The sequence below is a fragment of the Streptomyces sp. B21-083 genome, assembly GCF_036898825.1.
Taxonomy (GTDB): Bacteria; Actinomycetota; Actinomycetes; order Streptomycetales; family Streptomycetaceae; genus Streptomyces.
In genome coordinates, this window is the sequence record NZ_JARUND010000001.1 from 284,954 (window position 1) to 311,865 (window position 26,912).

General features: G+C 68.9%; 21 protein-coding genes, 1 tRNA gene and 6 pseudogenes. 15 read left to right on the plus strand and 13 right to left on the minus strand.

All coding sequences use genetic code 11. From position 1 onward, the window contains the following. Nucleotides 1-82 precede the first annotated feature (82 nt). The 4 genes and pseudogenes from QA861_RS01335 to QA861_RS01350 all read left to right on the plus strand — a co-directional run. A pseudogene (locus tag QA861_RS01335) lies at nucleotides 83-1,324 on the plus strand (IS256 family transposase); the annotation flags it as partial. A 14-nt stretch (nucleotides 1,325-1,338) separates the two neighbouring features. After that, the gene (locus QA861_RS01340) at nucleotides 1,339-1,857 is read left to right on the plus strand and encodes a GNAT family N-acetyltransferase (RefSeq protein WP_334586323.1); all 519 of its coding nucleotides are present in this window, start codon (nucleotides 1,339-1,341) and stop codon (nucleotides 1,855-1,857) included. Between the two features lie 113 nt (nucleotides 1,858-1,970). Further along, entirely contained in the window at nucleotides 1,971-2,264 is a 294-nt protein-coding gene (locus QA861_RS01345; RefSeq protein ID WP_334586324.1) for a hypothetical protein, read from the plus strand. Then, nucleotides 2,261-2,446 carry a hypothetical protein gene (locus tag QA861_RS01350; RefSeq protein WP_334586325.1) on the plus strand — a complete coding sequence of 62 codons (186 nt, stop codon included), beginning with the start codon at nucleotides 2,261-2,263 and terminating at the stop codon, nucleotides 2,444-2,446. The genes QA861_RS01345 and QA861_RS01350 overlap by 4 nt, the downstream gene beginning before the upstream one ends. Nucleotides 2,447-2,629: 183 nt before the next feature. On the opposite strand, the gene QA861_RS01355 is transcribed toward QA861_RS01350, so the two are convergent. The 6 genes from QA861_RS01355 to QA861_RS01385 form a co-directional block, all read right to left on the minus strand. After that, nucleotides 2,630-2,703, minus strand: a tRNA-Met gene (locus QA861_RS01355). A gap of 260 nt (nucleotides 2,704-2,963) precedes the next feature. Further along, the gene (locus QA861_RS01365; RefSeq protein ID WP_334586326.1) at nucleotides 2,964-3,500 is read right to left on the minus strand and encodes a 2'-5' RNA ligase family protein; all 537 of its coding nucleotides are present in this window, start codon (nucleotides 3,498-3,500) and stop codon (nucleotides 2,964-2,966) included. A 172-nt stretch (nucleotides 3,501-3,672) separates the two neighbouring features. Next, nucleotides 3,673-4,818: a hypothetical protein gene (locus QA861_RS01370; RefSeq protein ID WP_334586232.1), complete on the minus strand. Its 1,146-nt coding sequence runs from the start codon at nucleotides 4,816-4,818 to the stop codon at nucleotides 3,673-3,675. Then, nucleotides 4,815-5,879: a TniB family NTP-binding protein gene (locus tag QA861_RS01375; protein WP_443041538.1), complete on the minus strand. Its 1,065-nt coding sequence runs from the start codon at nucleotides 5,877-5,879 to the stop codon at nucleotides 4,815-4,817. Before QA861_RS01375 ends, QA861_RS01370 begins: the two co-directional genes overlap by 4 nt. Then, on the minus strand, nucleotides 5,876-7,990 hold the full coding sequence (locus tag QA861_RS01380; RefSeq protein WP_334586230.1) for a TnsB C-terminal domain-containing protein: 2,115 nt from the start codon (nucleotides 7,988-7,990) through the stop codon (nucleotides 5,876-5,878). Before QA861_RS01380 ends, QA861_RS01375 begins: the two co-directional genes overlap by 4 nt. Next, a complete protein-coding gene (locus tag QA861_RS01385; protein WP_334586229.1) occupies nucleotides 7,987-8,757 on the minus strand; it encodes a TnsA-like heteromeric transposase endonuclease subunit in 771 nt (256 codons plus the stop codon). The genes QA861_RS01380 and QA861_RS01385 overlap by 4 nt, the downstream gene beginning before the upstream one ends. A gap of 153 nt (nucleotides 8,758-8,910) precedes the next feature. Between QA861_RS01385 and QA861_RS01390 the strand changes: the two genes are divergently transcribed. From QA861_RS01390 to QA861_RS01405, 4 genes and pseudogenes are all read left to right on the plus strand, one after another. Further along, the gene (locus QA861_RS01390; RefSeq protein ID WP_334586228.1) at nucleotides 8,911-9,510 is read left to right on the plus strand and encodes a hypothetical protein; all 600 of its coding nucleotides are present in this window, start codon (nucleotides 8,911-8,913) and stop codon (nucleotides 9,508-9,510) included. 390 nt (nucleotides 9,511-9,900) lie between these two features. Further along, nucleotides 9,901-10,281, plus strand: coding sequence for a hypothetical protein (locus tag QA861_RS01395; RefSeq protein WP_334586327.1), 381 nt, complete (start codon nucleotides 9,901-9,903; stop codon nucleotides 10,279-10,281). A 777-nt stretch (nucleotides 10,282-11,058) separates the two neighbouring features. Continuing rightward, nucleotides 11,059-11,808: a hypothetical protein gene (locus QA861_RS01400; RefSeq protein ID WP_334586328.1), complete on the plus strand. Its 750-nt coding sequence runs from the start codon at nucleotides 11,059-11,061 to the stop codon at nucleotides 11,806-11,808. 176 nt (nucleotides 11,809-11,984) lie between these two features. Beyond that, nucleotides 11,985-12,446 (plus strand): annotated as a pseudogene (locus tag QA861_RS01405) (HNH endonuclease family protein); the annotation flags it as partial. 243 nt (nucleotides 12,447-12,689) lie between these two features. Here the strand turns inward: QA861_RS01405 and QA861_RS01410 are convergent. The 4 genes and pseudogenes from QA861_RS01410 to QA861_RS01425 form a co-directional block, all read right to left on the minus strand. Beyond that, nucleotides 12,690-13,109, minus strand: coding sequence for a hypothetical protein (locus QA861_RS01410; protein WP_334586329.1), 420 nt, complete (start codon nucleotides 13,107-13,109; stop codon nucleotides 12,690-12,692). Nucleotides 13,110-13,119: 10 nt separating this feature from the next. Next, a complete protein-coding gene (locus QA861_RS01415; protein WP_334586330.1) occupies nucleotides 13,120-14,145 on the minus strand; it encodes a hypothetical protein in 1,026 nt (341 codons plus the stop codon). An 862-nt stretch (nucleotides 14,146-15,007) separates the two neighbouring features. Next, nucleotides 15,008-15,659: pseudogene (locus QA861_RS01420) on the minus strand (response regulator). Next, a pseudogene (locus tag QA861_RS01425) lies at nucleotides 15,647-16,579 on the minus strand (sensor histidine kinase); the annotation flags it as partial. The pseudogenes QA861_RS01425 and QA861_RS01420, both read right to left, overlap by 13 nt. A gap of 125 nt (nucleotides 16,580-16,704) precedes the next feature. Here QA861_RS01425 and QA861_RS01430 point away from each other — a divergent pair. The 3 genes from QA861_RS01430 to QA861_RS01440 all read left to right on the plus strand — a co-directional run bounded on the left by QA861_RS01430 (nucleotide 16,705) and on the right by QA861_RS01440 (nucleotide 18,050). Continuing rightward, the gene (locus QA861_RS01430; RefSeq protein WP_334586331.1) at nucleotides 16,705-17,271 is read left to right on the plus strand and encodes a hypothetical protein; all 567 of its coding nucleotides are present in this window, start codon (nucleotides 16,705-16,707) and stop codon (nucleotides 17,269-17,271) included. Continuing rightward, the gene (locus QA861_RS01435; RefSeq protein ID WP_334586332.1) at nucleotides 17,268-17,615 is read left to right on the plus strand and encodes a hypothetical protein; all 348 of its coding nucleotides are present in this window, start codon (nucleotides 17,268-17,270) and stop codon (nucleotides 17,613-17,615) included. The genes QA861_RS01430 and QA861_RS01435 overlap by 4 nt, the downstream gene beginning before the upstream one ends. Nucleotides 17,616-17,849: 234 nt before the next feature. Beyond that, nucleotides 17,850-18,050, plus strand: coding sequence for a hypothetical protein (locus QA861_RS01440; RefSeq protein WP_334586333.1), 201 nt, complete (start codon nucleotides 17,850-17,852; stop codon nucleotides 18,048-18,050). Between the two features lie 543 nt (nucleotides 18,051-18,593). On the opposite strand, the gene QA861_RS01445 is transcribed toward QA861_RS01440, so the two are convergent. After that, nucleotides 18,594-18,839, minus strand: a complete 246-nt coding sequence (locus QA861_RS01445) for a hypothetical protein (protein ID WP_334586334.1) — start codon at nucleotides 18,837-18,839, stop codon at nucleotides 18,594-18,596. Nucleotides 18,840-19,364: 525 nt separating this feature from the next. Between QA861_RS01445 and QA861_RS01450 the strand changes: the two genes are divergently transcribed. Both QA861_RS01450 and glpK read left to right on the plus strand, forming a co-directional pair. Then, nucleotides 19,365-20,252 carry an MIP/aquaporin family protein gene (locus QA861_RS01450; RefSeq protein WP_334586335.1) on the plus strand — a complete coding sequence of 296 codons (888 nt, stop codon included), beginning with the start codon at nucleotides 19,365-19,367 and terminating at the stop codon, nucleotides 20,250-20,252. 209 nt (nucleotides 20,253-20,461) lie between these two features. Next, complete coding sequence (gene glpK, locus QA861_RS01455) at nucleotides 20,462-21,979, plus strand: glycerol kinase GlpK (protein WP_334586336.1); 1,518 nt, start codon at nucleotides 20,462-20,464, stop codon at nucleotides 21,977-21,979. A gap of 403 nt (nucleotides 21,980-22,382) precedes the next feature. Here the strand turns inward: glpK and QA861_RS01460 are convergent. Further along, nucleotides 22,383-22,584: pseudogene (locus tag QA861_RS01460) on the minus strand (hypothetical protein). Nucleotides 22,585-22,876: 292 nt separating this feature from the next. Between QA861_RS01460 and QA861_RS01465 the strand changes: the two are divergent. Next, nucleotides 22,877-23,310, plus strand: a pseudogene (locus QA861_RS01465) (MFS transporter); the annotation flags it as partial. A 343-nt stretch (nucleotides 23,311-23,653) separates the two neighbouring features. Here the strand turns inward: QA861_RS01465 and QA861_RS01470 are convergent. Continuing rightward, nucleotides 23,654-25,414, minus strand: coding sequence for a S8 family peptidase (locus QA861_RS01470; protein WP_334590419.1), 1,761 nt, complete (start codon nucleotides 25,412-25,414; stop codon nucleotides 23,654-23,656). Between the two features lie 461 nt (nucleotides 25,415-25,875). Between QA861_RS01470 and QA861_RS01475 the strand changes: the two genes are divergently transcribed. Then, entirely contained in the window at nucleotides 25,876-26,712 is an 837-nt protein-coding gene (locus QA861_RS01475; RefSeq protein WP_334586337.1) for an SMP-30/gluconolactonase/LRE family protein, read from the plus strand. The last annotated feature ends 200 nt before the right edge of the window (nucleotides 26,713-26,912 follow it).

The window sequence follows — 26,912 nt, forward strand, 5'->3', positions numbered from 1 at the left end:
CGAAGGGCGTACCTTCCCGATTGATCCTGTGATGGTCACCGAGTAGGCCCGCGTTCGCAGCGCGGGTCGGGAAGGTACGCCCGTGCTCAGCGTAGTCAGTGCCGAGGGCAGCACCCCGAACGGCTCCCTGATCGACGAGATCATCCGTGAAGGGGCGAGGCGGATGCTCGCCGCAGCCCTGGAACCCGAAGTCAGTGCCTACATAGCCGAGTTGGCCGATCATCGGGACGACCAGGGCCGTCGACTGGTGGTGTGCAACGGCTATCACCAGCCCAGGTCGGTGACCACGGCCGCCGGGGCGGTGCAGGTGAAGGTCCCGCGGGTGAACGACAAGCGTGTCGACGAGACCACCGGGGAGCGCAAGCGGTTCTCCTCGGCGATTCTGCCGCCGTGGTGCCGCAAGTCCCCGAAGATCAGCGAGGTGCTGCCGTTGCTCTACCTGCACGGCCTGTCCTCCGGAGATTTCGTGCCCGCGCTGGAACAGTTCCTGGGCAGCCCGGCCGGTCTCTCGCCGGCCACCGTCACCCGCCTCACCACCCAATGGCAGGCCGACCACAAGACATTCGGCGAGCGATACCTGGCCGGATCCGACTACGTCTGTGTCTGGGCCGACAGCATCCACCTGCGCATCCGCCTGGCCGAGGCGAAGTCCTGCGTCGTCTTGGTGCTGATGGGCGTACGCGCGGACGGCACCAAGGAGCTGATCGCGATGGCCGACGGCCACCGCGAGTCCGCCGAGTCCTTGGCCGACCTGCTGAGTGACTGCGCCCGCCGCGGCATGCGCGCGCCCGTGCTCGCGGTCGGCGACGGCGCGTTCGGCTTCTGGAAGACCCTGGCCGAGGTCTTCCCCGAAGCCCGGCACCAGAGGTGCTGGGTTCACAAAACGGCCAATGTCGTCAATGCCTTGCCGAAGTCTGCCCAGCCCGGCGCCCGCAAGGCCCTGCAGGACATCTACAACGCCGAGGACCGCGACTACGCCCTCAAGGCGGTCACCGCCTTCGAGCATGCCTACGGCGCGAAGTGGCCCAAGGCGGTGAAGAAGATCACCGATGACGTCGAGGAGTTGTTGGCGTTCTACGACTTCCCCGCCGAGCACTGGACCCACCTGCGCACGACCAACCCGATAGAGTCGGCGTTCGCGACGGTCCGTCTGCGGACCAAGGTCACCCGCGGAGCCGGAAGTGCGGCCGCCGCCCTGGCGGCCATAGTCTTCAAGCTCGTCGAGTCCGCACAGCAGCGGTGGCGGGCTGTGAACGCACCTCACCTCGTCGCCCTGGTCCGTGCCGGAGCCGGCTTCGAACGCGGCCAGCTCCTCGAACGCCCCGAGGCGGTCGCGACGTGAACACTCCTGCGGCCCAGCCCATCAGCACCAGGCGGCTGGACCTGCTGCCGCTGCACGTCGAGCACGCCGAGGAAATGGCCGCCGTGCTGTCCGACCCGGCCCTGCACACCTTCACAGGCGGCACTCCCGGCACCCCGCAAGCCCTGCGCTCGCGCTACCAGCGCATGACCGCAGGCTCTCCCGATCCGGCCGTGTCCTGGTTCAACTGGGTGATCCGGCTCCGTGACGAAGCCTGCCTGACCGGCACCATCCAGGCGACGGTCAGTCTCTCCGGCCACGGCCCCATCGCCGAGATCGCCTGGATGGTCGGGACCCCGTGGCAGGGAAAAGGCATCGCCACCGAAGCAGCCCGCGAACTCGTCGACTGGCTCAGCCGGCAGCCGGTGCACACCGTCGTCGCCCACATCCACCCCGAACATCGGGCATCCGCAGCCGTCGCCACTGCCGCCGGGCTCACGCCCACCGACGAATGGCACGAAGGCGAGATCCGATGGCACCGGAGCATCAGACGATAACTTCAACAATCCACAGGTCTTGACTACTACTCGCGGACCGCGCCCTGGGTAGCCGACCGTTGAGACAACGGTCCACTTGGCGACAGCTCGCGTAGCGCTCGTAGGATGCCTAGATGTCCAAGCCGTTACGGATGAGCCGCCGCACGTGGGTTGGCGCATGGGCGGTGCTGTGTGCGGCCGGTATCGCCGCCACCGTCGCACTGAACGCCTCCCCGGCGCCTGACCCGCAGCCCGAGAAGCCCGTGAGCGCCGAGTGCGCCGAGTACATCTCGGACATCGAGACGCAGCTGGCCAAGGCCAAGGTGGAAGGCAACGACGACGACGGCGTGCTGGCCTTCACGCGAACCCAGGTTGGCGCGGACGACTGCAGCGATGAAATCCTCGACCACTTCAGCGGCGATCGGTGAGCCGCCGTACAGGGCTCGCCGCCATAGCGGGGCTGATCTGCGTCGGTGTCGTGGCGATCATCGCCGTCAGCGCCGCGAGGGAACCGGAGCCGCAGCCCACACCCCCTCGGGTGTACTCCTCCTGCCTGGCGGCCGACACCAAGCCGATGTCTGCGGGCGACGACCCGTGCGACGGCCGCTAAGAAGCCATCTCAGCACCGGATCGAGGCGCGCGGGCGTCTTTCGGACCGGAGATCACCGAAATGAGCAGCGTCGGCTCGGCGGTTTCCGCCCGCTGAGGCGTGGTGGCAAAAGCTGGGGCCGGTTGAGGCGCCGGCAACGGTGTAGGGCCCGGATCCGTGTGGATCCGGGCCCTACAAATGCAGTAGCGGGGACAGGATTTGAACCTGCGACCTCTGGGTTATGAGCCCAGCGAGCTACCGAGCTGCTCCACCCCGCGTCGGTGATCCCTAGCGTACGCCATCACAGCGGAGCGGGGAGACCACCTCCGCCGGGCATCGGCTCCTCTTCCCGGGCATGACTGGCGGTCAGCTGAAGCTTCCGGGCCGGCGGCGGCCTCGCTCTGATCGGCAGTACAGAGCTGGGCCGGTGCGGCGCCGAGCTGCTGTTCCAGGTTCTGACCGAGCGCGAGGAGAAGAACAGTATGGCCATTGCCTCCAACGAGTCCTTCTCTTCGCTGACCGATGGCCGGCAGAGGGATCACCGGAGCGTGAACGACGCTCGCTGCTGCCATCGTGTTCCGTCGTGGATCAGCAGGTCGACCGACGACACGCGGGCGGTGACGGGAAGCCGGCCGCGAAGGTCGGCCTCGGCTTCCTCAAGCACGGCATCCTCTTGCCCCTGGGCGATGGTCAGATGCGGGACGACTTCGTCGAACTGCCCGCCGAACGGCGGGGCCTGCGGCCACCGTTCCGCGATCGCCTCGGTGAGCCGGCGGAACGGGATGTCCGGTTCGGGGACGAGATACAAGACCCCCGGGAATCGCCCGCAGTGCTCGAACCGCGTCTCGAAGGACTGGTGACGCCCGATCACTTCTCCGATGGCAGCACGGGCATTGTTGTCGATACGGCTCTCGTCGAGGAACGGGAAGAGGACGGTGACATGGGCCGGAACACCCGCACGGGCTGACGGGTCCAGCCGGTCACGCCAGGCTCGAACAGCTGGTTCTGCCTCGGGGACCCTCACGATGAGTCCCGACCGTCCTGCTTGAAACTCACCGGAGTCGTCGCCTGCCATCGCACATATGTATCAGCGAGCCCAGAACGGCAGCGACCCGATTGCTGTCCCGTCTCAAATGATCTGGTCTGCGGGCAGGGCTGTGACCAGCGACGACCAGATGGATTGAGACGCCAGGATGCCGGGTTTCTCAGTTGATCTGGTCCCGCAGGTGTGGATGCGGGTCGTCGTCTCAGTTGATCTGGTCCGTCGGAGACGGATCTGGGTGATACCAGTTCTGGGCGTTCAGCCACGCTTGGTAGGCGCCGTAGATCTTGAGAGGGCCGTCGCGACCTTCGCGTAGTTCCAGGAACTCGTCGAGCAGTTGGAAGAGGGCGCCGACGGCAGCCGTGTCGGCTGCCGGTGTCAGGGGGTGCACGAAGCCGTTGGGGGCGAGATGCCGGACGAGAGAGGGCCAGGCGAGGTTGTTGCCGTGGTCGAGGCGGACGACCAGCCATTCGCGGAAGCCGGCGAGCATGCCGTTTGAATTTCCGGCGTCGCAGCCGAGGACGAAGGCGGTCATGGACGCGTAGGTTCCGTCGAGACCGTGGGCCGACGGCCGTTGTCCCACGGCCGCGAGCAACTCCCGGTAGTGCTGAATGACGGGCCCCTGAGTCGTGCCGGCGCTGGTGGAGAGAATGTTGCCAGAGCGACGTCTCCGTTCACGGACGGGGAAGGCATCGTCTTCGAGAGTCTGCTGCCGGAGCTGGGCAATGTAGTCCCGAACGGTGGCGTAGGAGACCTCGGAGTCGTGTTCGTCCAGGAGGTGCTCCCAGATGAAGCGGGTGGTCAGGGGCTGACCGTCGTTTGCCTCCGCGTGGTTGTCGAGCATCGCGTCGATGACGGGACGGGCTCGATCCAGGGCCGGTCTCTCACGGGCGGGTGGAGGTTTCCGCGGTGGGGGTGTCGGGGAGTCGAGGGCGTGACGGACGGTGCGGCGGTGGACATGGTGGCGTTCGGCGAGTGCGCGAAGCGACAGCCCTTCGGCGCGGGCGTCTTGGCGGATCGCGGAGAAGAGCGCGGATCTGTCCGTCCTGCGGGCGGTGGTCTCTTGAGGGGTGGTCCGCTTGACGGTTTTCGTCCGTGCGGGTGGGAGAAGGTCCACCAATGCCTTTTCCAGAGCGGTCTGCTGTCGGCCGGTCAGGGCCGCGAGTCGTTCGGCGCGGGGGCGGCCGAGCCAGTTGGGAGGTCCCGCCAGATAGCCGCGCAGGTAGCTGGGCTTGAGATGGTTGGCTCGGGAGAGCCGACGGATGTAGGAGTCCGTGGTCTCCCCGGCCTTGGGGCGGGGACGGGCCGGCAGCAACCTGGGCCGGTCACCGTCGCTGCCGTCGGTGCTCAAGCGGCGGGTCCGGGTTTGCGGGTCTGGGCCGCGCGGTCGAGCTTGACGCCGGTGAGCGACTTCCGGGTGATCTTCTCGGTGCCGTCCAGGATGGCGTCGATGGCGGCCCCGCGGATGAGGTGGGACAGGCTGCCGATCATGCCGCCGGTGCGCTGGTGGAGGTAGCCGGCCAGTCCTTCCAGGGTCTTGGGCTTGTGGTGGTGCAGCCGCAGGGCCTCCTCGAAGGTGCTGACCAGGCCGGTCCATTCCGCGGTGCGGGGGAAGGGAACGGTGTCGATGACCGCGAAGCGCCCGGCGATCTGTCGGCCGCGGGTGCCGTTGAACAGCCCGTTCGCCTCCAGGTCCACTCCGGCGTAGACGAAAGTGGCCGGGATCCGTTCCGAGAAGTACTTCAGCGTGTCCGATACCTCCGCGCCGTTCCTGGTCGTGAGCGAGAGATTGTGGAGCTCATCGACACATACGACGCTCACTCTCGCGTCGATCAGGACGCCGCAGACGGCCTCGATGACATCGGTGATGTTGGCGCGGTTGGTGACGGGCAGGCCCAGGAAGCGGGCGAACTCCACGGCCAGCATGCGCGAGGTCGCGGCGGGCGGGACGGTGACGTAGACCACCGGGATCCGGCCGTCGATGCCGGGGTGCTGGCGCCGGTCGATGACCTCGATGGTCTTGCCGAACTGGGTGAGTGCGGTGGTCTTTCCGGTCCCGGCCGCGCCGGACAGGATCAGGCCCCGGCGGGCGCTGATCGCGTGCCGGTTGAGCAGGGTCAACCGCCTGCCCGCGTGGACGACGGTGCGCAAGGTGGAGGTCGCGGCCACGGTCAGACGGGTGTGGTAGTCGAGGCGGTCGTCGTCGTAGTCCAGTCGTTCGTCCGGGTCCAGGTCCGCGAGCGCAGGTGCGGGCAGCAGGTCGGGCGGAACCGGGTCCTGGATGGTGAACTCCCGCCAGCCCTCCAGCGTGGTGAGGTAGCGGTGCAGGTCCTCGCGTTCCAGGGCGCTTCGCCATCCGTACTGCCGGCCCGGGTCCGAGTCCTGGCCGGGGGTGGGTCCGGTCACGGTCACCATCGCTTGTCCGCCTCCTTGAAGGGGTCGAAGACGCCGAGGGGAATGACCTTCGCGATCGGCTCGTCATCGGTGCCGTCCACCGCCTCATCACCGTGGAGATGCGCCTGATCCTCGACGACTGGAGGCGGCTCTGGCCTGGGCGGACGCGGTCCGGGGCTCTCGGCGGCGGCTCGGGTCCGGGCGGCGACGCGCCGGTCGCGCTTGGACGGCCGCGAGGCCGGTCCATCGCTCTGGCCGGCCGGTCCCTGGCTGGCTCTGACCAGGAGCTTGGCGACAGCCTGGGCGGTCTCCTCTTCGGTGGGTGTCGGGTTGCCCTTGCCTCGCAGGTCGGCTGCCGCATGGTCCCAGGCCAGGTCGCCGAAGGGCTGCGGGACGCTGCCCAGGTGCTTCCAGGGGACCGGGATCCAGCCGGTCTCCCAGTGGTGGCGCATCCAGATCCAGGCGGCGTCGTAGGGGTCGCGGCGGATCTCCCACAGGTTCCGCTTGCGCGTGACGCCGGAGGGCTGGCGCCGGAACGGGGCCAGGTCGGGGCAGTCGTAGATGCGGTTGTTGATTTTGATGCCGTAGGAGTTGACGGCCCGCCAGGTCGCGGGCAGCAGTTCGACGTAGTCGTCGCCGCCCAGGGCGAGGGGGACGTAGCCGGCGCTCTCGACCAGCGCGGCGTACTTCTGGTTCGGGGTGAAGGTCCGGCCCGGGACGCCCGGGTCGCGGAGCCCGTCATGGGGCCTCGATTGCCACTTCGCGACAAGCCATTCATCGAGGAATTCCTGGATCTCCAGCATCGACCACAGCGGCTCATCGTCCACGTCCCGGCCGCGGTGCTCGGCGGTGCGGCCGAGGTAGCCGGGGAGGAACTGGCAGAACAGCGTGGCCACTGATTCGAGTGTGCGTTCGATATGAGGTTTCTCCGCTGGGGAGCGTGGGTGGCAGGGCTGGAAGTTGATCTCCAGGGTGCGGCAGGCGGAGCGGAAGTTGTCCGAGATGAACGCCTTGCCCCGGTCGCAGACGATGGTCTCCGGGATGATCACGGGCCGGGCCGCGGCGTGCTCCAGGCGCTCGTCCAGGGTCAGCAGTCTGCGGTGCGGCAGCACCGATCGGGACATCGCCAGGGCCTGGACCCAGCCGGGCCGCATCGGCTCCGGGGTCAGCGCGCGGGCCAGCAGCAGGCAGGCGTCCACCGACTTGGTGGTGGGCCGCACCACCGCGGCGGCGATGGTGCGCGTCGCCAGGTCGATGAGGGCGCAGAGTTCCACCCGGCCGGGGACCCCGTGGTCCAACCGCACCAGCACGTCCAGCGGGGTGGAGTCGATCTGCATCAGCTCGCCGGGGGCGGCGACCGACTCGTAGCGGAACGGCCCCTCGGGCTGGTCGGCCAACGAGCGGCGGGTGCGAGCCGAGCCGGTGACGTGGACTCCATGCGACAGCTTGTCGAACAGCCGGTAGAACGTCGGGCGCGAGGGCATCTCCACCACGCCCTGGCCGTACTCGGCCTCCAGAATCCGCTCGGTCCGCCAGCGTGCGTGCTCGATCGTGCGGGTGGAGGCCGGGACGCTCTCGCCGATCGCCTGGCGGATCGCGGCCACCACCCGCGGGTCGGCCCGCCCGGTCAGCGAGGCGTGCGGGGCGAGCCGGTGGTCCACCACCGCCGCGATCCCGCCGGCCTCGTACTGCTGGCGCTTGCGCTTGACCGTCCGCGCCGTGATCTCCTCGCCCAGCGCGACCAGTTCATCCGCCTTCGCCCGCTCGCGTTGCGCCAGCGAACGGCCAGCCGGGTCGTACTCGGGCTTGACCCGGACCCCCGCAGTCGCGTCGGGCGGCAGGCCGGTGAGGAGTTCGACCAGGTGCCGCTGCCACCACAGGGCGCGCTCCGCCACCGGCCCGGGCAGGCGATCCAGCAGCGCGGCCGAGCCCAACGCGGTGCGGTCACCGGCCCCCAGGACCGCGAAGTCCTCGGCCGACTGCAGGTGGACCTGGTCGACGAGCATCCCGGTGCCGTGGGTGTCGGCCACCCGGATCTGCATCCCGGTCAGGCCGACCACGGTATAGGTGTGCTCCTGGAACCTGACCCGGTCACCGAGCCGCAGCCGCCCGGGCCGCGCGGAGTTCACCGCCGCCCCCGGGAGGCCAGGTGCACCAGGGTGTCGGTGCCCAGCGGGGCCCTCAGCAAGTCCGCCGTCAGTTCCTGCTGCCAGAGCAGGTGGTAGAGCACCGGCAGCACGGCCAGTCGGTCGCCGACCTGCTCGGCCCCGGCGAGCAGGGGCAGGGGTTCGGCGAAGACATCCCGCAGCCGGTCAGCCGACGGCTCGTGACAGCAGCGGCCGTGGCGGTAGCGGGACAGCCAGCGCAGGTTCGCCCGGTAGGGCTGGCCTAGGTCGCCGACCTGCCGGAACTGCCAGCCCACCGCCTCGCAGACCCGCGCGGTGAACGCGAAGACCTCGGCGGTGGCCTCGTCCACCAGGCCCTCGGGACGGACGTCGACCACGACGCCGGTGCCGTCCGCCAGCCGTGCGAAGTAGTCCGGGGTGTGCCCGCGCTCGCGTCCCCTGTCCGACCAGAGGAGACGGAAGGGCTGGGACGCCAGGGCGACCACCGCCGGATCGAAGTCCAGCGCCATCGCCGCGTCCCGCTCCACCCACGACTCGTAGCCCACCAGGGAACCCGATATCGCCGCCCAGTACTCACCGGTGAAGTTCTTCTGCCCCTTGAACGCGTTGAACGACCGCACCGGCGAGGCGAGCTCGAACGGCTCGGCCCACCAGCGCGTCAGCGGACCGGAGCGCTCGACTCCGTCGGCATCGACGAACCCGACCTCGATGTCCCCGATTTCAAGGTCTGCGGTGTACTCGCGGGCGGAGGCCGCCGCGGAACCGTCCACTCAGCCCTCCGCACTGCGTGTCTCCTGTCAATGCGAGCGTGGGACACGTCGTCCGGGCCCGTGGGCAGAGTCCGGCGACGCCACCCGAAAGAGTGACAACCCGTCTCAGGCAATGTGGTCGACGCAGGCCAGTGGGGCTCGTAGCCTCTCGACGTGCCCGCATCCCGAAACATCGACTCCTGGCAGCAGGTGGACTCCCGAGCGGACTTCGCCGCCTACCTCCGCAGACTGGCCGCCGACTGCGAGCAGGCGTGCACCGATCAGGATCCGCACTCGCCCGCCGCTGAGCGCTGGACCCACCGAAGCATCAACACGTTCCTATGGGGCTGGGTCCGCCTGTTGGGAAGCAGGATCGACGGCACCGACCTCCTGCATGAACAAGCTCCCGACCAGCCCGGATGGCCGGGCCTGGCTTACCAACTCGACATCGTCCGCACAACCCCGCCCGCGTTCAACTGCGCGCTCGCCGACTCCGGCACCACCTCGGACGAGGTCAACACCGTGCGCGACCTGCGGATGTACGCGGCGACGCTTGCCACCGACTTCGCCCGGGACGAACGCGAACGCCAAGCGAAGATCAGCCGCGGCGAATGGGCGGGCGACGGAGGCAGTTGGGCCCACAGCACCCTCTACGACTGGCTCGACGCCTGGGCCGCCTGGGTGGGCGCCACCTCGCCATTCCACGCCCAACTCGAACCGGTCACCTGGCGATCAGTAGCCCTGCAGCTCTCGGCAGCCAAGATCTACGAGTAGCCCAATCGGACCAGATCAACTGAGACGACGTGCGAATCGGACCAGATCGACTGAGATCAGGACCAGATCATCAGAGACGGGACAATTGCACTCGCGGCCGGTTGAACCCGCGGCTGTGGCTACGACGTCGTAATTCGGCCCCGGCGTGACGACTCGAAGCGGCCCCGTTTCGTGAACATCCACGACGGCTCGAAGCGATCCGCGTGCCGTCATGGGCAGGTCTCGGCCGGAGTCTGAGAAAGCTCCCGATGTTCAAGTGGGGGCCGATTCCAGCTCCCGAGTGGGGCCGCCGAACGACGTCGCAGTCGATGACGTGTACGCGGGTGAGGGCCGGTTGGGCCTGGGGCTGAGGGCCTTGTTCCACCGCGAGCCGGCGGGGATCATGACCGTGTGCAGCGCCGAGAAAAACTCCACGAACTACTCACACGCGTCGGACTCACGGTCGTCGAGGACGTGCGCCCGGGCAGCCTGTTCCCGCCGGAGGCCGGCTGGCGGATCGCGCGGGGGATCGCGGCGCCGGACGGCGTGGCCCGGGAAGCGCTCGATGCCACGTGGTGGCGCCGTCTTTGCGATGTCGACGGCGAGTTCCTGGTGGCCGTCCTCAGGCACCGGATCGGCGGCAACGACTCCTGGTGGACCCGGGTCCGGCACGCCGGGAGCGGCGTGCCGGAGTTGACTGGCGACCCCGGGGTTCGTGGCGCTCTCCCTCGACGGGCAGGTACTGCTGGCGGAGGTGCCCGTCGAGGGCGGGCCGCGGGTGACGGCCCTTGACGGACTGCCGGAGCGGCTGGAGGAGGCCGCCGCGGACGCCGGGCGCGAGACGGAGGTTGAGCGTGCCGAGGTATGGGCAGCGGTGCCTGGCCGACGTGGGTGGCCTCTGCACTGGGCGGAGGGGATCGGGTCCAATCCGGCCGCGCCGGACGAACTGCTGATCCGGCTGCTGGATGTGGAGGAGGGCTTCCTGCACGGATGCGACCGGCCCGCCGTCCTCGACGCTGCCGTGGCGCACCCCGATCCGCGGGTGCGGTCAGGGCTCGCCGACACTTTCCGGCCCAAGCTCACGTCCGATCAGTGGGTACACCTGATCCGCGCCGAGCCATCGCCCAATCGACGTGTGCTCTGGACGGAGAACGCCTGCAGGTGGGGCGCCGAACTCTCCGAGGACCTGTACGACGACCTCCTCACGGGCCCGTCCCGCGCGCGAGCCGCCGAACTCCCGGGGCTCCCCGCACAGCATCTCCCTGGCCTCGCGGCCGACGCCGACCCCCGGGTGCGGGCGGCGGCCTGTGCCCGGTGGGAGGACCTCGCTGCGCCGCCGCGGGAGCGGCTGCTGGTTGACACCGACTACGCGGTGCGAACGGCTGCGCTGCTCGCCCACCACACCGCCGTACCCATGCCTCGCGAGGTTTTCGCCGCCCTGCCCAACCCGCGGCGGGCGCTCGAACAGTGCCGCCTCGCGCCCGAGCTGGAGGCGGAGCTGGTGCGGGACGGGGACGCGTACGTCGGGCGCTGGCCGCCAACCCGGGCCTGGGCCAGCACGGCGTCGCCGTGCTGGCGCAGGACCCGCAGGACGAGATCCGCTCCGCGGTGGCGCTGCGCCCCGACCTCACCGAGGAGCAACGTGCCGCGGCGCGCCACGACTTCGACCCGACGCAGATGTCGCACGCCCTGCCCTGGGTCGAGGACCTGCACGGCGACGCCGACGCGATGCGCCGTCTCGCCGCGTCTTCCCACCCGCTGGTCCGCCGCAGTGTGGCCCGGGCCCGGCACCTCCCGCCGGAGGTCGTGGCGCGCCTGGCGCGGGACGGGGACCGGGTGGTCCGCCTGTTCCTCGCCGAATCGTGCGAGGACGCGCCGGCCGACCTGCTGCTGGAGGTCTGGCGCTGGTGGGACGGCAGCTTCAGCCACCCCGGCCGGCCCCGCAGCCACCCCAACTTCCCCCGTGCGGGCCTGCTGCGCTACACAGCCGACCCCAGCGGGCGAATGCGCCGCCTGGCCCTTGACGATCCGGAGTCGACACCGGCGGAAGTCGCTCGCCTGGCCCGGGATCCCGAAGCCGAGGTGCGCCGCCGGGCGGCTGAGGACCCCCGGCTGTCACCGGCCGACGCGGTGCGGCTGCTCAACGACCCGGAGGCCCACGTCCGCGGCACCGCGGTGCGCAATCCGCGGCTGCCGACCCGCGTCCTGGCCGGGCTGTTGCACGACCGCGACACGGCATGCGCAGCGGTCACCAACCCGGCGATCCCGGTCTCCGTCCTGCACCGCATCCTTGCCGCGGTTGCGGCAACCCCGCGCTGAACTCCGGCACGGCTGGCCCGCCACCCCTCATCCAACCCCGCGTGCACCCCGGTTGTACGCGCGCCGCCAGCGCACCTGCGGGGTTGGCCGCGACGTCGTTCGGCGGCCCCACCCGGGGGCTGGAATCGGCCCCCACTTGAACATCGGCAGCTTTCTCAGACTCCGGCCGAGAGCCCGAGAACCGCGCCGGGTACGAACGCTCCAATTTCCCCCACTGGATCGACGCCGACCGTGACTCCCGCAACACGCGTCAGGAGGTTCTGCTGGAGGAGGCCGTCACCGCCCCCGTCCAGGACGCCAACTGCGCCTTGAGCGGCGGTTCCTGGTACTCCCCCTACGACGACGTCTACTTCACCCAGGCCCGCGCCCTCGACGTCGACCACCTGGTCCCGCTCGCCGCGTCCTGGGACTCCGGCGCCTCCGCCTGGAGTGCCGCCGAACGCCAGGCTTACGCGAATGACCTGGGAGACTCCCGCGCCTTGATCGCGGTCTCCGCCGCCGGCAACCGGTCCAAGTCCGACCAGGACCCGGCCACCTGGCAGCCCCCGGCGGCCGGCTACCGCTGCACCTACGCCACCGACTGGATCGCCATCAAGACCCGCTGGGGCCTGACCGTCGACCCCGCCGAGCAGACGTCGGGAGGGTGGTGCTGTACCAGGGGTCGGGATCAGGCGTCATCGCTGAAGAATGCCGTACGCCCGCCCGGCCGGCCGGCACCAGGCCGGACACCCGCCCCGAGGGCGGGCCGCCTCCCCAAGACCGGTACTGCGGGCATACGTTGGATCCCACAGGTGATCATCTTTCGGGTGTGGACGTGCCAGGCCGCGATCTCAGGGCGCTGTTCAGTACGAACGACCGCAGCGTGCAGGCCGCGGAGGCGTTCACGAACCGGTCCTCAGGCCGCACTCGCCGAGGTCGCCCGGACACTCATGCTGCCCGGCACCATCGGCTCGGCCGTCGGCCAGGTCGCCGGCGCCCTCATCGGCGCACTGCGCGAGCGACGCCAGACCGCGGACCTGCTCGAGGCCGAACCCGACCTGGACACCCTCGCCTTCTACTCCCACCTGCTGGCCTGGGAGCTCGCCCGCCTCCCCGACGGCAAGAAGGCCGTTCCGGTCGTGCTGCTGGACACGTTCGAGGACATCGGCGACCGCACCCGCCGCGACCTGGAACGGCTGATCCAGCGGACGGTGTGGCTGCTGCCGAACGCCTTCTGGGTGATCACCGGCCGCTCCCGGCTGCAATGGGCCGACCCCGCCCTGCAAGGGCAGCTCGACTACCGTGACGCCCCGGCTGCACACTGCGGACGGGCTACGTCATCAACTCGATGTGCGGATGCTCGGGCTTCACCGGGCAGACGAACAGATGCTGCCGGTAGCCGCTGCCTATCTGGACCCCGGTCGCGTTGTAGCCGCGGTGGCCGGGGTACGGTCCCGCACCTGGGTGGGGGTACGGAGACCAGCTGTTCCCGGCGTCGTCCCCTTCCTCAAAGGTGGCGACGGTCATTAGGACCTCCATGCCGGTGCCGCACTCGGAGCAGGGCTGCGGGCTGGGGTCGGTGGAGTTCCACGCGGGCCAGCCGCCGACCTTCCAGCCGGGTGCGTTGGACAGCACACAGTCGTAGTACGTGTCCGGGTCCATGCCTTCCTCTGCTGCCTGCGGCACACTCCACTGCTTGAGCTGCTCCTGCAGTTCTTCGCTCAGCTCCAGATGGTCGGGGTACTCGGTGACCTGCTCCGGTTCGAGCACGCACGGTTCCGGTAGATAGCCGTCGAACTGCATTGCGGGCGGCTCGGGGGGCGTGTCGAGGATGTCGGTGACGGCGGCTGCGGAACGCCAGAAGAGCAGGGTCCTGGGCATGATCGGATGATCGAAGGGGCACCACAGAACCTGCAGCAGGTCCTTACCCTCCGGCGGGCTCAGATCGGGCACATCCCGTACGTACAGCTGCGCGACGGGCAGCATCGCTATGGGGCCGTCGTACGACTGGACCGCCAGCCTCACCGGATACGTCTGAGGGGGCCGGATCCGGTCGAGAGTCTCCCGTTCCTCCGGAGTCAGGTCCCGGCCGTGCGAGGCGGCGAAGATCCGTCGTTCCAGCCGCAGATCCGCCGGGGACCGGGCTGGGTTGATGCCGTCCACCACATGCGGTTCCTCGCAGTGCGGCCACGGTTCCTCAGCGGGCCACAGCAGCGGCCCGCCGATTGAGCTGTCGTGCCACGTCGGCGCCCCTGGGCGGGGGTGCAGGCGAGTCGCCGTGCGGGCCAGCGGGGCCAGTTGGGGAAAGACCGCGACAACGTCGATCGGCCGTGGCGGAGTGACAGGAGTGACATTCATGGCCGCAATCTTGCCAATCGCCTCTGACAACGGCCCTCGTGGCCGCCCCACGAAGAGCTCCGCCACGGGCGCCACCTGGGAGAGCCCTACCGCCGGTCCGTCGCCGGTAGATGGCCCGCGAGCAGGTCCACGATCGCCGCGTGGATGTCCGTCCACGCGCCGGGGTCGTCGCCACGTACCACTTCCATTCGGGTGGCCGGCCGCGCCCGCGCCCGCCGGCTTCGCGACGAGGACGAACTGTCTCTCCGCGAGATCTGCGCCGTGCTGGAGACCGAGGTCGTTCGACCCAAGCGCGGGGACCGCCGGCACCCGGAAACCGTCCGCCGGATGCTCGCCAACCCCACCAGCCAGCCGCCGACCCTACGCCGGGGAGAGCGAAATAGTCCCTCTGGACAGAACGCGCAAATCGTGTGAATCTGTCACGGATCGCCTGTCGCCGCCTTCAAAGGACTGAGCCTGATGTAGACCGCCTCCTCTCTCATCCCGCAATTGGCCACGCCTACGGGTGTGGTGTGCCTACGGCCAGCCGGCCGCGGGTCTTGCGAGCAAGAGGGAGAGAGCATGAACAGGCTTTCTGATCAGACGATCCAGATCATCTTCATCGTCACGCTGATACTTCAGGTGATGCCGGGCCGCTGACCTAGAGGTCTGGGGAGCCGATGGCTCCCCAGGCCTGGGTTATCCCAGGCCGTCCCGCTCGCCTTGGCTGGTGAACGGCATCCTGCAGTCGGGACTCCGGCCGCGCACCGCATAACGGCCGTGTTCTCGTATAGCTGCCGCCACCCGTCATGTAGCCCCGAGTAGTTACGCGGGGCTGCAGTCGCGCTCGCTTCGTCGGCCATCGGCACTCTCCCGTAGCCGGTCAGTTCGGGGGCGCCCCGAGGAATCGCAGCACGGCGAGGACGCGTCGGTGGTCGGCGTCGGCGGCGGGCAGGCCGAGTTTGGCGAAGATGTTGTTGATGTGCTTGGCGACCGCACTGTCGCTGACCACCAGTGCCTCGCCGATCCCCGCGTTGGAGCGTCCCTCGGCCATCAGCGCCAGCACCTCCCGTTCACGGGGCGTCAGCCGCTCCAACGGGTCGCTGTGGCGGCGCAGCAGCAACTGGGCGACGACCTCGGGATCCAGCGCCGTGCCGCCGTCCGCGACCCGCCGTACCGCGGCGATGAACTCCTCCACGTCGGCGACACGTTGCTTGAGCAGGTAGCCGACACCGTTGGTGTGGGCGGTCAGCAGATCGGCCGCGTACCGCTCCTCCACGTACTGCGAGAGCAGAACCACCGCCGTTTGGGGCCACTGGCGGCGGATCACCAGCGCGGCGCGCACTCCCTCGTCGGTGAAGGCCGGTGGCATGCGGACATCGACCAGGGCAAGTTCGGGCCGGTGTTGCTCGACCGCGGTCAACAGGGCGTCCGCGTCACCCACGTCGGCTGCGATCAGGAAGCCGGCCATCTCGAGCACCTTGACAAGCCCCGACGCGCAGCAGCACCGAGTCTTCGGCGATCACAGCTCGCACGGCAGCTCCGCGGTGAGGGTGGTCGGGCCCCCGGCGGGGCTGCTGACGCGGAACCTTCCGTCGACGGAGCCGACGCGTTTGGCCAGTCCGTTCAGCCCACTGCCCGCTGAGGCGTCGGCGCCACCGCTCCCGTCGTCGGTGACGTTCACGCGCAGCACCTTCCCGATCCGTTCGACGGTCACCTCCGCGCGGGTGGCGCGGGCGTGCCTGGTGACGTTGGTCAGCGCCTCGGAGACCACGAAATAGGCGACCGACTCCACGACGGGCGCTGCTCGCTCTCCGATGTCGACGCGCAGGCCTACCGGCAACGGTACCCGGGCGGCCAGGCCGGACAACGCAGCGTCCAGCCCTCGGTCTTCGAGGACCGCGGGGTGCAACCCGCGGACCAGGTCGTTGAGTTCAGCGATGGCCTCCTTCGCCTCGCGGTGCGCCTCGTCGATGGCGGTGCGGGCATCGTCCGGCAGGTCGGTGAGGGTTGCCCTGGCCAGTCCCAGATTGACCGCGAGGGAGACCAGGCGCTGCTGGGTTCCGTCGTGCAGGTCGCGTTCGATGCGGCGGCGCTCGCTGTCGACGGCTTCGATCAGGTCGGTGCGGCTCTCGGCCAGGTGCTCGACACGCTGGCGAAGCCGCTCGTTGCGGCTCGGCCCCAGCAGCGCCGGCGCGAGCCGGGCCTCGGCCCGGGCCGTCGCCCCGGCCAGCCAGGGGGCGCTGCACAGCAGCACGACGCCGCCGACGGTGCAGAAAACCGCCTGGTCCACCGGCAGCGCGTAGGCGTACCCGAAGACGGTGGTGCCCGCCACCGCCGACGCCCACGCCGCGAGCACGAGCATTTCCATAGCAGCCAGCAACGGCCCGAGCAGGAGGTGGTATCCGACCTGTCGCCAGGGCTGGGCCGAGGACAGCCACCGCAGGGCACGCCTGGGCCACCCGTGAAGCCAGTACCACCCCCAAGTCGGACCTTCGCATTACCGACGCGCGCACCCGCCGCAGGAAAGCTTGTCCATGTAAGGCACACAAGCCCGCATCCGGGAGGAGACGCAGCCCCATGGCCCTCGTCGATTCGGCAGCTTGCGGCGCTGCGGACGCGCCGCCCGCCGCCATCGCGGACGTGCTCTTCTTGTCGCGCACCGCTGTGCTGCGAGAGCAAGGCACCATCGACAGGAGGCGGTGGCCCGGCATGGTGTTGATCGGGTGCGGCCTCGCGCTGCTGCCCTGGCTGCTGGTGCTGGCGGCCGCACCCAGCGTTCCGCACTGGTCGGCCGCGTGGGTGGGGCTGGATGCGCTGGAGGCCTTGGGCCTCACCGCCACGGGAGCACTGCTGCTGCGCCGGGATCCTCGGCACCCGCTCACCGCGGCGGCAACCGCCGCGCTGCTGATCGTCGACGCCTGGTTCGACATCGTCACCTCTGCCCGCGGAGCCGAACTCGCCGCAGCGATCGCGATGGCCGCCGTCGCGAACTACCGATGGCGGCCTTGTGCGTCGTGCTGGCTACCGCTTCCTGCCGCCCCGGCTTCCCCGGCCACGATCGTCCGCCCCACCATCGCCGACCCGATGTCACTGCGGGTGCCGCCGCCACGCCCCCGCCCACACCTCTGGAGGAGACCACAATGACCGAGCAACCCCCGGCACCGGCAAAACGCCCCCAGCCCGCCGAGCGCCCGGAAGGCGGGGGCGAGAACGCCATCGTGGACCTGTTCGTCGAACGGCTCGGGGACCGGATCGACGACCGCGTCGCCGCGTCGTTCGACGAGTTGTGCGCCGAGCGGCTGGCGGAGCCCGGCCCTCTTCAGCGAGCTGTGGTCCGCGACCGAAGGGCGGAGCTCAGGGTCCTGTTGCTCTCACTGATCCTCGGCACCGTCGCAACAACCTTCACTCCCGGCGGGACCACCGCACTGCTCATCTCCTGGGCCGGACTGGTGGTCCTCAACCTCGCCTACCTCTTCCGCCCACGCTGACACCCGACTCGGTCCGTCCCCGGAGGCTCACACCAGCCGACAGGTCGGAGCAGTGGTCGAAAGCGCCGGACAGTGCCTCGAGCGCCACGTAGGCCGGCGTTCCGAACAGGACGCCGGTGGTCGTGATGTCGTGCCGTTCGTCGCTTCCCTTGGTGATACCGAAGTCCACCACCGTCGCCTTGCCGCTCGGTCTGACCATGATCTTGGACAACTTGATGTCCCGGTGCGTCAGGCTTGATCGGACTCGCCCGCCTGGTCGACCGCCAGCGGGACCGGATCCTCATGGTGCTGCCGCTCTCGCATCTGCTGACCGCCGACGGCTTCTCGCACTGGCCACCGAAGGCAAACTCGCCCGGGCCGAGCCCGCCACCCTGCGCACCCGGCTCCTGGACGTCCCCGCGTAACTCGCCGACCACGCCCGAAGACGCGAGCTGAAACTCGACCCCGCCTGGCCGGCATCCACTGACATCGTCGACGCCTGGGACGCCGTCCAGGCCCTGCCCGACCCCGGCTGACCACCACCCCACGACCCCGATTCCCGAAAGGAGAAGACGCGCCCCATCCTCGGCCCGTGGAAACCGACGATCACCCGTGACGACACACGGGCCGGAACGTCACCACCACCCGAAGAACGAACCAGGACGAATCATCAACCCCGACCGATCACCTCAGCGCGGCGCGCGCACGTGAATGATCGAGGCCGGTCCAGCTACACCGAGGAGCCGGCTGCATGGAAGGACTCCACAGTTCGAGGGGCATTGACACTCACCGCAGCCCTCACAGGTCGGCAGACGCTTGGGATCCTGTAGGTGCCGGATACTCAGGCGAATGCTGGGGCGATGGTCTTGGTGTCGTCGCCAGCTTTGCCCCTCGCCAGTTTCAGTTTGTCCCGCGGTTTGCCAGGAGCCACTGCTCCGCGGGCGATTCGCATGCGCCCAAGGGCGTCAAGCCCCTGCCCCGACTGCTGATCTGGGCGACTCAGGACCGCAGAGTTTCTCCTTGCGGGTCAAAGCAGATCAGCCCGTACTCGCGCGCCAGCGCAGCGGCGTACTCGGAGACTTCTTCGGCCCTGCTGTAGGACACGAGTAGGTACACGATCGGTCCCGAAGCTTCATCGATGACCGGAGGAGATGCCCATGGACTGTCATGGTCATCCTCCGGATAGCGCTCGACCAGGGCGTCAACGAGGCCCTGGACCTGCTCCAACACCTGCTGGACCGGCACATGCCCCACCTGCCGACAACCCACCCCATGGCAGCCCTACAACACGACCTGACAAAGCCCTACCAGCAGCAGTCGCAATCCAGCCACGACCCGCGCACGGCTGCTGATCGGCATCGAGGACCAGCAAGGCTGGCAGTCGCCCTTCGGTACACCGACCGGTGTCGATCTTCGTGAGGGTGTCGACGGGAGGCCGCGATCGGCGGAGACAGGGGCGCTCCCGTTGCGGCATCGGCCGCCTGTAGGCCAGGCCGTCATGTGCCAGCCGGGTAGCACAGTGAGGTTGCGTCCAGGCCCGCTGAATGAGCTGGTCGGATCCCACGCGGCGGTCGATCGCGCGAGCCTGGGCTCGCCGCACGTGACCTGTCCGGCGAATCTTGCACGGTCGCCAGGTAATTAGCGCTGCGGATTGCTCCATAGGGGGGAAATCTCCGGATACACCCGCACGTTCACCCAGATGCGCTTCCCTTCGCGTACGTTTCGGGTAGGGAATAGAAAGTTCCGTTACTTTCCAAACAAGGAGGGAAGATGGCTGAACGCACTGTTCACCGACGCGGATACCGAGAAGGTATCGGCGGTGAGATGATTGCCGAGTTCCTGGGAACGTTCGTCCTGATTCTGCTGGGTATCGGGTCGGTGGCTGTCTCAGTCGTCGGTCTGCCTGGATCAGGTCGGCAAGCCGTGGAGTTCGGGCCCGCCAACTGGCTTATCATTTCGTGGGGCTGGGGCCTCGCCGTGGTGTTCGGCGTCTATGTGGCCGGCGGCGTCAGTGGCGCCCACCTCAATCCCGCGGTCACCCTCGCCTTCGCGGTTCGACGGGATTTCCCCTGGCGGAAGGTCCTGCCCTACTGGCTGGCGCAGGTCGTGGGCGCCTTCGTCGCCGCCGCGCTCGTCTACGCGAGCTACAGGTGGGCTATCGACGCGGCCATCACCAAGGCGGGCGCCCCGCGAGACAAATCGCTCGGCACATACTCGATCTTCGCCACGTTCCCTGCCGAATACTTCGGAGATTCTTGGTGGGGTCCCTTGCTCGACCAGATCGTGGGGACCGGCATCCTGCTGCTGTTGATCTGCGCACTCATCGACACGCGCAATACGGCTCCGATGTCCAACCTCCATCCCTTCCTCATCGGCCTGGTGGTCGTCGCGATCGGCTTGACTTTCGGCACCAACGCCGGCTACGCGATCAATCCAGCACGTGACTTCGGCCCGCGATTGTTCACATACTTCGAAGGCTGGGGCTCTATCGCTCTTCCCGGCACGTTCCAGTGGTTCAGTGGCTACTGGTGGATCCCTATTGTCGGCCCGCTCATCGGCGGAGTCGTCGGTGTCGGCGTGTACGACCTGCTCATCAAACCGCTGATCAAGGCCAGGCATGGCGACGCCGAAGAAGGTCCCGCCACCGAAGAGCCCTAGAACACACAGCAGGATCCGTCCGGCAGTGGCGGCACCCGTAACGGGAACGACGCCTACTCACTCCGGGCCTCGATCGCTCGGATGGCCGTACTCCACAGGCGCGCGCACACGGCTTCATTGATGGTTCAGGGCGGGCGACTGCACTGCCTGAACCGAAACGTCACCCCCAGAGCGCAACGACACCAGGACCATGAGAAGAGGCGGCAACGATGCCCGAATTCGTCGGAGCGGTGGACCAGGGGACCACCAGCACACGCTTCATGATCTTCGATCACGCAGGCAACGAGGTGGCGAAGCACCAACTCGAGCATCATCAGATCCTGCCGCGGTCCGGTTGGGTCGAGCACGATCCGGTGGAGATCTGGGAGCGCACCAACACGGTGATCCAGAGCGCCCTGCGAAGCGGAGGGCTGTCCGCCGCCGACCTGAAAGCGATCGGCATCACCAACCAGCGTGAGACGACCGTGGTCTGGGACCCGCGCACCGGCCGCCCCTACTACAACGCCATCGTCTGGCAGGACACCCGCACCGACAGCATCGCCGCCGCCCTCGAACGCGACGGCCATGGCCAGACCATCCGTCACAAGGCCGGCTTGCCGCCGGCCACCTACTTCTCCGGCGGCAAGATCAAATGGCTGCTGGAGAACGTGGACGGCCTGCGCGAGGCCGCCGAAGCGGGGCATGCCCTGTTCGGCAACACGGACGCGTGGGTGCTGTGGAACCTCACCGGCGGCCCCAACGGGGGTGTGCACGCCACCGACGTCACCAATGCCAGCCGCACCATGCTGATGAATCTGGAGACCCTGGACTGGGACGACGAACTGCTGGGAATCTTCAACATCCCGCGCGCGATGCTGCCGGCGATCCACCCCTCGTCCGATCCTGAGGCGTTCGGCCAGGCCCGCACGTCCCGGCCGTTGAACGCCGCCGTCCCGATTGCCGGTGTCCTCGGCGACCAGCAGGCGGCGACCGTAGGTCAGGTCTGCTTCGCCCCTGGTGAAGCCAAGAACACCTACGGCACCGGCAACTTCCTGGTCCTCAACACCGGTACGGAGCTGGTGCGTTCGCAGCACGGTCTGCTGACGACAGTGGCGTACCAGTTCGCGGGCAGCCCCGCCATCTACGCGCTGGAGGGGTCCATCGCCGTCACCGGCGCGGCCGTGCAGTGGCTGCGTGACCAGATGAAGGTGATCGGGACCGCCGCGGAGAGTGAGCAACTGGCCCGCTCGGTGGACGACAACGGCGGCATGTACTTTGTCCCGGCCTTCTCCGGTCTGTTCGCCCCGTACTGGCGCTCCGACGCTCGTGGCGCGATGGTCGGTCTCGCCCGCTACAACACCAATGGGCACTTGGCCCGGGCCACGCTGGAGGCCATCTGTTACCAGAGCCGCGACGTGGTCGACGCCATGGAGCAGGACTCAGGCGTGCACTTGGACGTACTCAAGGTTGACGGTGGTGTGACCGCGAACGACCTGTGCATGCAGATCCAGGCTGACGTGCTGGGCGTGCCCGTCAGCCGACCGGTGGTCGCTGAGACCACGGCGCTGGGCGCCGCCTACGCGGCCGGGCTCGCCACCGGCTTCTGGCGCGATACCGACGAACTGCGCTCCCACTGGCAGGAGTCGAAGCGCTGGAGCCCGGAGTGGAGCGAGGAGCAGCGCCAGGACGGCTATGAGGGCTGGAAACGTGCCGTGGAGCGCACCCTGGACTGGGTCAAGGTCACCTGATGACCGGCACCTGCTCCCTCGATGGGCATCTCCTCTCGGTCAGAGACCGGGAGTAGCGGCCTCATCGACTTCGCGCTGGACCCCGTCGAAGGGGATGGAGATGACCGGCGACCGATTCCAACTTGGTCGCGACGGCTGTGCCCGCGCCACGTCCGGAGTGCGGCGGGACCGGGCACAGTCGGCGTGGGCACAGTGTCCTCGCGTTTCTGCGGCACCAGGGCCGGGGCGGGCGGTGTTGGTCTGTCCCGCAGCGCATCCGGCGTGTACGGGACTGGTGCCACCCTGCGGGATCACCCCTTGTCCGTGACCTGGTCACCCCACCCTGCGGTGTCCGTTTCACCCCTTGGCCACCCCTTGACCGGACGGTTCGTCCGTGGCCGATGCCACACCGCCCGGCGGGAGTTCAGCGGCCCGACCGGGAAGAGCCGTCCACCAGCTGAGCGACGACGTCCAGGACTCCCTGGCCGAACGCCGTGGGGGCGATCAGCACCCCGAAGACCAGCACGATGACGACGGTCAAGCTTCTCGTCGAACCGGCTCCGGGCCTGCGTACGCCGACGCAGCCGCACGACGATGACGACCGCCAGCAGAACCGCCACGTTCATCGTCAGTAACACCCGGCCAGCCCTCCCCCATCAGACACAACCATCCGCCGACTTGTGTACCCCGACCCACTCCACGTGGCGGCCCGATTACTGATCGTTGGCGGCAAAACGCTTCTGCCCGGCTGGATCTCCAGCCTTGACCAGCCCTCACAGCCGCGCACCGCCCACTTGATTTCGTAAGCGAGAGCGAGCAACGTTTATCGCTGATTTTGGGCAGCACTTAACGATCAGATCGCTCGGCTATGTCGATGGCAGCCGACAACGCTGGCGCATCCTGCCGTCGTTGGGTGACCTGTTCGCCGTGACGCTGAGCGCTTCTGCCACCGAGGTTGGCATCGTCAACGCCGCCCGCTGGGTTCCGTGTCTACTCCTCGGACTCATAGCCGGAGTCTTGGTGGGCCGCTGGCGACGCAAGCCGATGATGGTCGCCACGGATCACGGAAGGGCAGTCCTGCTCGGTGCGATACCGGTGCTGTATGCGCTGGACCGGCTCAGCATCCCCGCGCTGTGCGCGTTTGTCTTCGCGTTCGGGGTGCTGTCCTTGCTGTCCGAGGCGGCGAACCAGTCGTATGTGCCACAGAGCTGGTACCAAAAGAGCTGCTCAACGCGGGATACGCCCGTATGCAACAGGCCGACGCGGTGGCCGGCTCGACCGGTCCGCTGATTGCCGGGGTACTGACCAAAATCACGGGAGCGCCGCTTGCCGTGCTGGTGGACGCCCTCACCTAGGCCCCGCCGCTCGGGCCGTCCCATACTCCCCGGGGCGGCGGCGCGGGTAGCCGTGTCCGCGCTGCCCCGTACGGGCAGCGCGGACACGGTCCTGCAGTTCCTCAGGGAGGCGGCGCACGGTGAGCGGGACAGCCGCCCAGGCCGTCCGCGGCCTTCCTGGCCGCCTCCGGCATAGAGGCCCGACGGCGTCGTACACCGCCGCCGGGGCCCCTATGCCCTCTGCCGCCCAGCAGTTCGCAGCCCTGGCCGAACAGACCGCAGCCCGCCTTGTCCGCGGCCGCGGGCTGGGAGCTGTCGCCGGCGCAGTGCGTGCTGTACGCGGGCGTTGCCGGGCCCTGCGCTAGAAGGTCAGGTTCCAGGCGTCGATCTTGCCTGTGTCGGAGGCGGCGTTGTCGTTGACGCGCAGCTTCCAGGTGCCGTTCGCGACCTCCGAGGAGGCGTCCACGGTGTAGGTCTGGGCGATGTTGTCGGCGCCGGCGCCGGTGTGGTTGTGCAGCATGTAGACGGTGCCGTCCGGCGCCACCAGGTCGACCTTCAGGTCACCGACGTAGGTGTGCTTGATGTCCACACCCACCTTGAGGGTGGCCGGGGCGTTGCCGGTCACGCCGGTTACGGCGATCGGGCTCTCCACGGTCGCGTTGTCGTTGATGGCGAAGTCCGCGAGGTTCTCGAAGTACTTGCCGGGCTGCGGGGTGGTCCCCACGGCCTTGAGGGCGTCGACCTGCCCTTCGCCGAAGAACGAGTTGTCGGCCGTCGTACCCGTGCAGCGGCTGTCCGAGGGGCAGGCGATGTCGCCTGCCTGGGCGGCCAGCTTGGCGCGGATCTGCGCCGGTGTGATGCCCGGGTTGGCGCTGGCGATGAGCGCGGCCACGCCGACCACGTGCGGGGTGGCCATCGAGGTGCCGCTCTTGCTGCCGTAGCCGCCGCCGGGGACGGTGGAGTACACGCTGCTGCCCGGCGCCGCGACGTCGATGACGCCCTGCCCGAAGTTGGAGAACGATGCCTTGGTGACGCCCGTGCCGTTGGCCGCGACCGTGACCACGCCCGGCAGCTCAGTCGGTATGTCGAGGCAGGCGTTGGTGATGGTGCGGGTGACCGGCGTCGAGTCGTTCGGGCTCGCGGAGTCGGTCGTCTTGTGGGCGAGGTCGTAGTTCTCGTTGCCCGCGGCGGCGATCTGGAGGGAGCCCTTGCCCTCGGCGTACTCCTGGGCGCGCTTGACGCCCTCGATGATGGCGGCCTGGTCGATGTTGTCCGGGCAGTTGAACTGCCACGGGTCCGTGTAATAGCTGTTGTTGGTGACCTTGAAGCCGTGGTCACCGGCCCAGACGAAGCCGCAGATGGTGTTCTCGGCGAAGAAGAAGGAGTTGCCCGGCTCGGCGACCCGGACCGCGGCGATCTTCACTCCGGGTGCCACTCCGATGACGCCACGGCCGTTCTTGGCCGCGGCGATGGTGCCCGCGACGTGGGTGCCGTGCGTGTCGACGTCCCGCCAGGCGCCGGCACGGGTGTCGGGCTTGCCGTAGGCGCAGGAGACCGAGTCGGCCGCGTCGAAATTGGGCGCCAGGTCTTGGTGCTGGTCGTCCACACCGGTGTCCAGGATACCGACCGTGACGGAGGCCGAGCCCGGGTTCACGGCCCAGGCCTGGTCGGCCTTGATCTGGCTCATGTCGGCCCGGACCGGTTCTCCTGCCGGGGTCGAGGCCTGGGCCGGATTGGCCGGGAGCGCCGGGTTGTAGGCGTCGGCCGGGACGTCCGAGGTACGCGTGGCGCCGACCTGCTGCACGCCGGCGACGCCGCGCATGGCGGCGGCGAATCCGCTGGACGCCGAGTGGGCGACGATCACGCCGATGGCGTCGAAGTTCGAGAAGACGGTGCCGCCGCCTGCCGCGATCGCGGACCGGACCGCCGAACTGTCACCGGGGGCGGTGATCACGAGGTAGGCACGCGTGCCGGCCACCCAGGTCGCACTCTGGGAAGCCGGCACGGCGGCCGGAGCGTGGGCCTTGGCGGCCGGCGCGGTGGAGGAGGCGACGGGGAGCGTGCCCGCAAGGGCGCCCGGGGCGCCGAACGCGAGGGCGGCGCCGAGCGTGGCCGCCAGCACCAGCGTGCGTCTGGGGCGGCTGAATATGTGGGGTATCAAAGCGTCCTCCGGAGACGGCCCGGCCGTGCTGAGGGCACCGGCCGGGCCGTACGAAACGAGTGGTGGATGCAAGATGTCAGGTGCATGCTCCTGTATGGAAGTACCTTTCCGTACAGGGACGTTGCAGAGGCATGGCTGAAAAGAGACCTACACCGGGCATCGGGGGCCGGGATCCACCGGGAGCTCGCGACGTCGACCGCGCCCTGGCATACGCCGCGGGCCTGGACCAGGTCCGCTCAGTGGCCGGCCTTCCGGCCGCAGTGCGTTCCGGGTATCGAACGGTCGATCGCTCGGCTCTTCGGCTGCCGCCGCCTCACCATCCGATACGAACGCAAGGGCTCGCAGCTTCCTCGCAGTACGGACCGCGATGAGTTCTGGTGCCTGGGCAGGTCTTCCCTCTACGAAGCGAGAGGAGAAGCGTGATGAGCGCACCCGAGGTCCTGATGGAAGGCATCGTGTTCGGTGAGTCACCGCGCTGGCACAACGAGCAACTCTGGATCGCCGACTGGGGCGCGCACCAGGTGATCACGCTTGACGCCGACGGACGCCATGAAGCGGTGGTGACCGTCCCGTCTTTCCCGATGTGCATCGACTTCCTGCCCGACGGTCGGATGCTCGTCGTGGACTCGGCACAACGACGGCTTCTGCGCCATGAACCAGACGGTTCACTCGTGCAGCATGCCGACCTTTCCAAGGTCTCGGAGAAGCCGTGGAACGACATCGTCGTCGACGACCGAGGCAACGCCTATGTCAACACCATCGGCTTCGATTTTCCCGGCGGCGAGTTCGCGCCGGGCTCGATCGTGATCGTCACGCCGGAAGGCAACGTCACTCAAATCGCCGACGGCCTCGCGTTCCCCAACGGTATGGCGATCAGTCCGGACGGTGCCACGCTGATTGTTGCTGAGTCGTATGCGAACCGGCTCACCGCATACGACATCGGCAGCCGCGGCGGCCTCGACAACCGGCGCGTCTGGGCGGAGACACCCGACGACCACCCGGACGGGATCTGTATGGATGCCGAAGGCGCCGTCTGGTATGCCGACGTCGGTAACCAGCACTGTGTTCGTGTGCGCGGGGGCGGTGAAGTGCTCGCTACAGTCGACCTGGATCGCGGCGCCTTCGCCTGCGCGCTCAGCCGCGGGGACGACCCACGCCTGTTCGTCGTCGGCCAGATCTGGGGCGGACCCGAGTCCCGGCAACCCAGCGGGCAGGTTGTGGCGTTCCCGGCACCAGCACCCGGTGCCGGGAAACCCTGACCGAGCCAGGCTGGGCATTTCACTGACTGAGAACGCATCAGCCCTGGCCCGGCGCAGCGCAGCGCCGGGCTGCGCAAGGGTGCGGGTGGCCTCAGCTTCACGGCGGCGCTGGACGGGGACCACTTCGATCGGGGCCAGTTGGCCATCCGAGGACACATCCGGCTCCGGCAAAGCGCGGCGGCTCGGCTCGCGCATCGCAC

Excerpts from the sequence above, each read along its gene's own strand:
- QA861_RS01345 (WP_334586324.1), top strand. The coding sequence starts at position 1,971 with ATGTCCAAGCCGTTACGGATGAGCCGCCGCACGTGGGTTGGCGCATGG.
- QA861_RS01365 (WP_334586326.1), bottom strand. The coding sequence starts at position 3,500 with ATGGCAGGCGACGACTCCGGTGAGTTTCAAGCAGGACGGTCGGGACTC.
- QA861_RS01415 (WP_334586330.1), bottom strand. The coding sequence starts at position 14,145 with ATGAATGTCACTCCTGTCACTCCGCCACGGCCGATCGACGTTGTCGCG.
- QA861_RS01430 (WP_334586331.1), top strand. The coding sequence starts at position 16,705 with ATGGCCCTCGTCGATTCGGCAGCTTGCGGCGCTGCGGACGCGCCGCCC.
- QA861_RS01435 (WP_334586332.1), top strand. The coding sequence starts at position 17,268 with ATGACCGAGCAACCCCCGGCACCGGCAAAACGCCCCCAGCCCGCCGAG.
- QA861_RS01450 (WP_334586335.1), top strand. The coding sequence starts at position 19,365 with ATGGCTGAACGCACTGTTCACCGACGCGGATACCGAGAAGGTATCGGC.
- glpK (WP_334586336.1), top strand. The coding sequence starts at position 20,462 with ATGCCCGAATTCGTCGGAGCGGTGGACCAGGGGACCACCAGCACACGC.
- QA861_RS01475 (WP_334586337.1), top strand. The coding sequence starts at position 25,876 with ATGAGCGCACCCGAGGTCCTGATGGAAGGCATCGTGTTCGGTGAGTCA.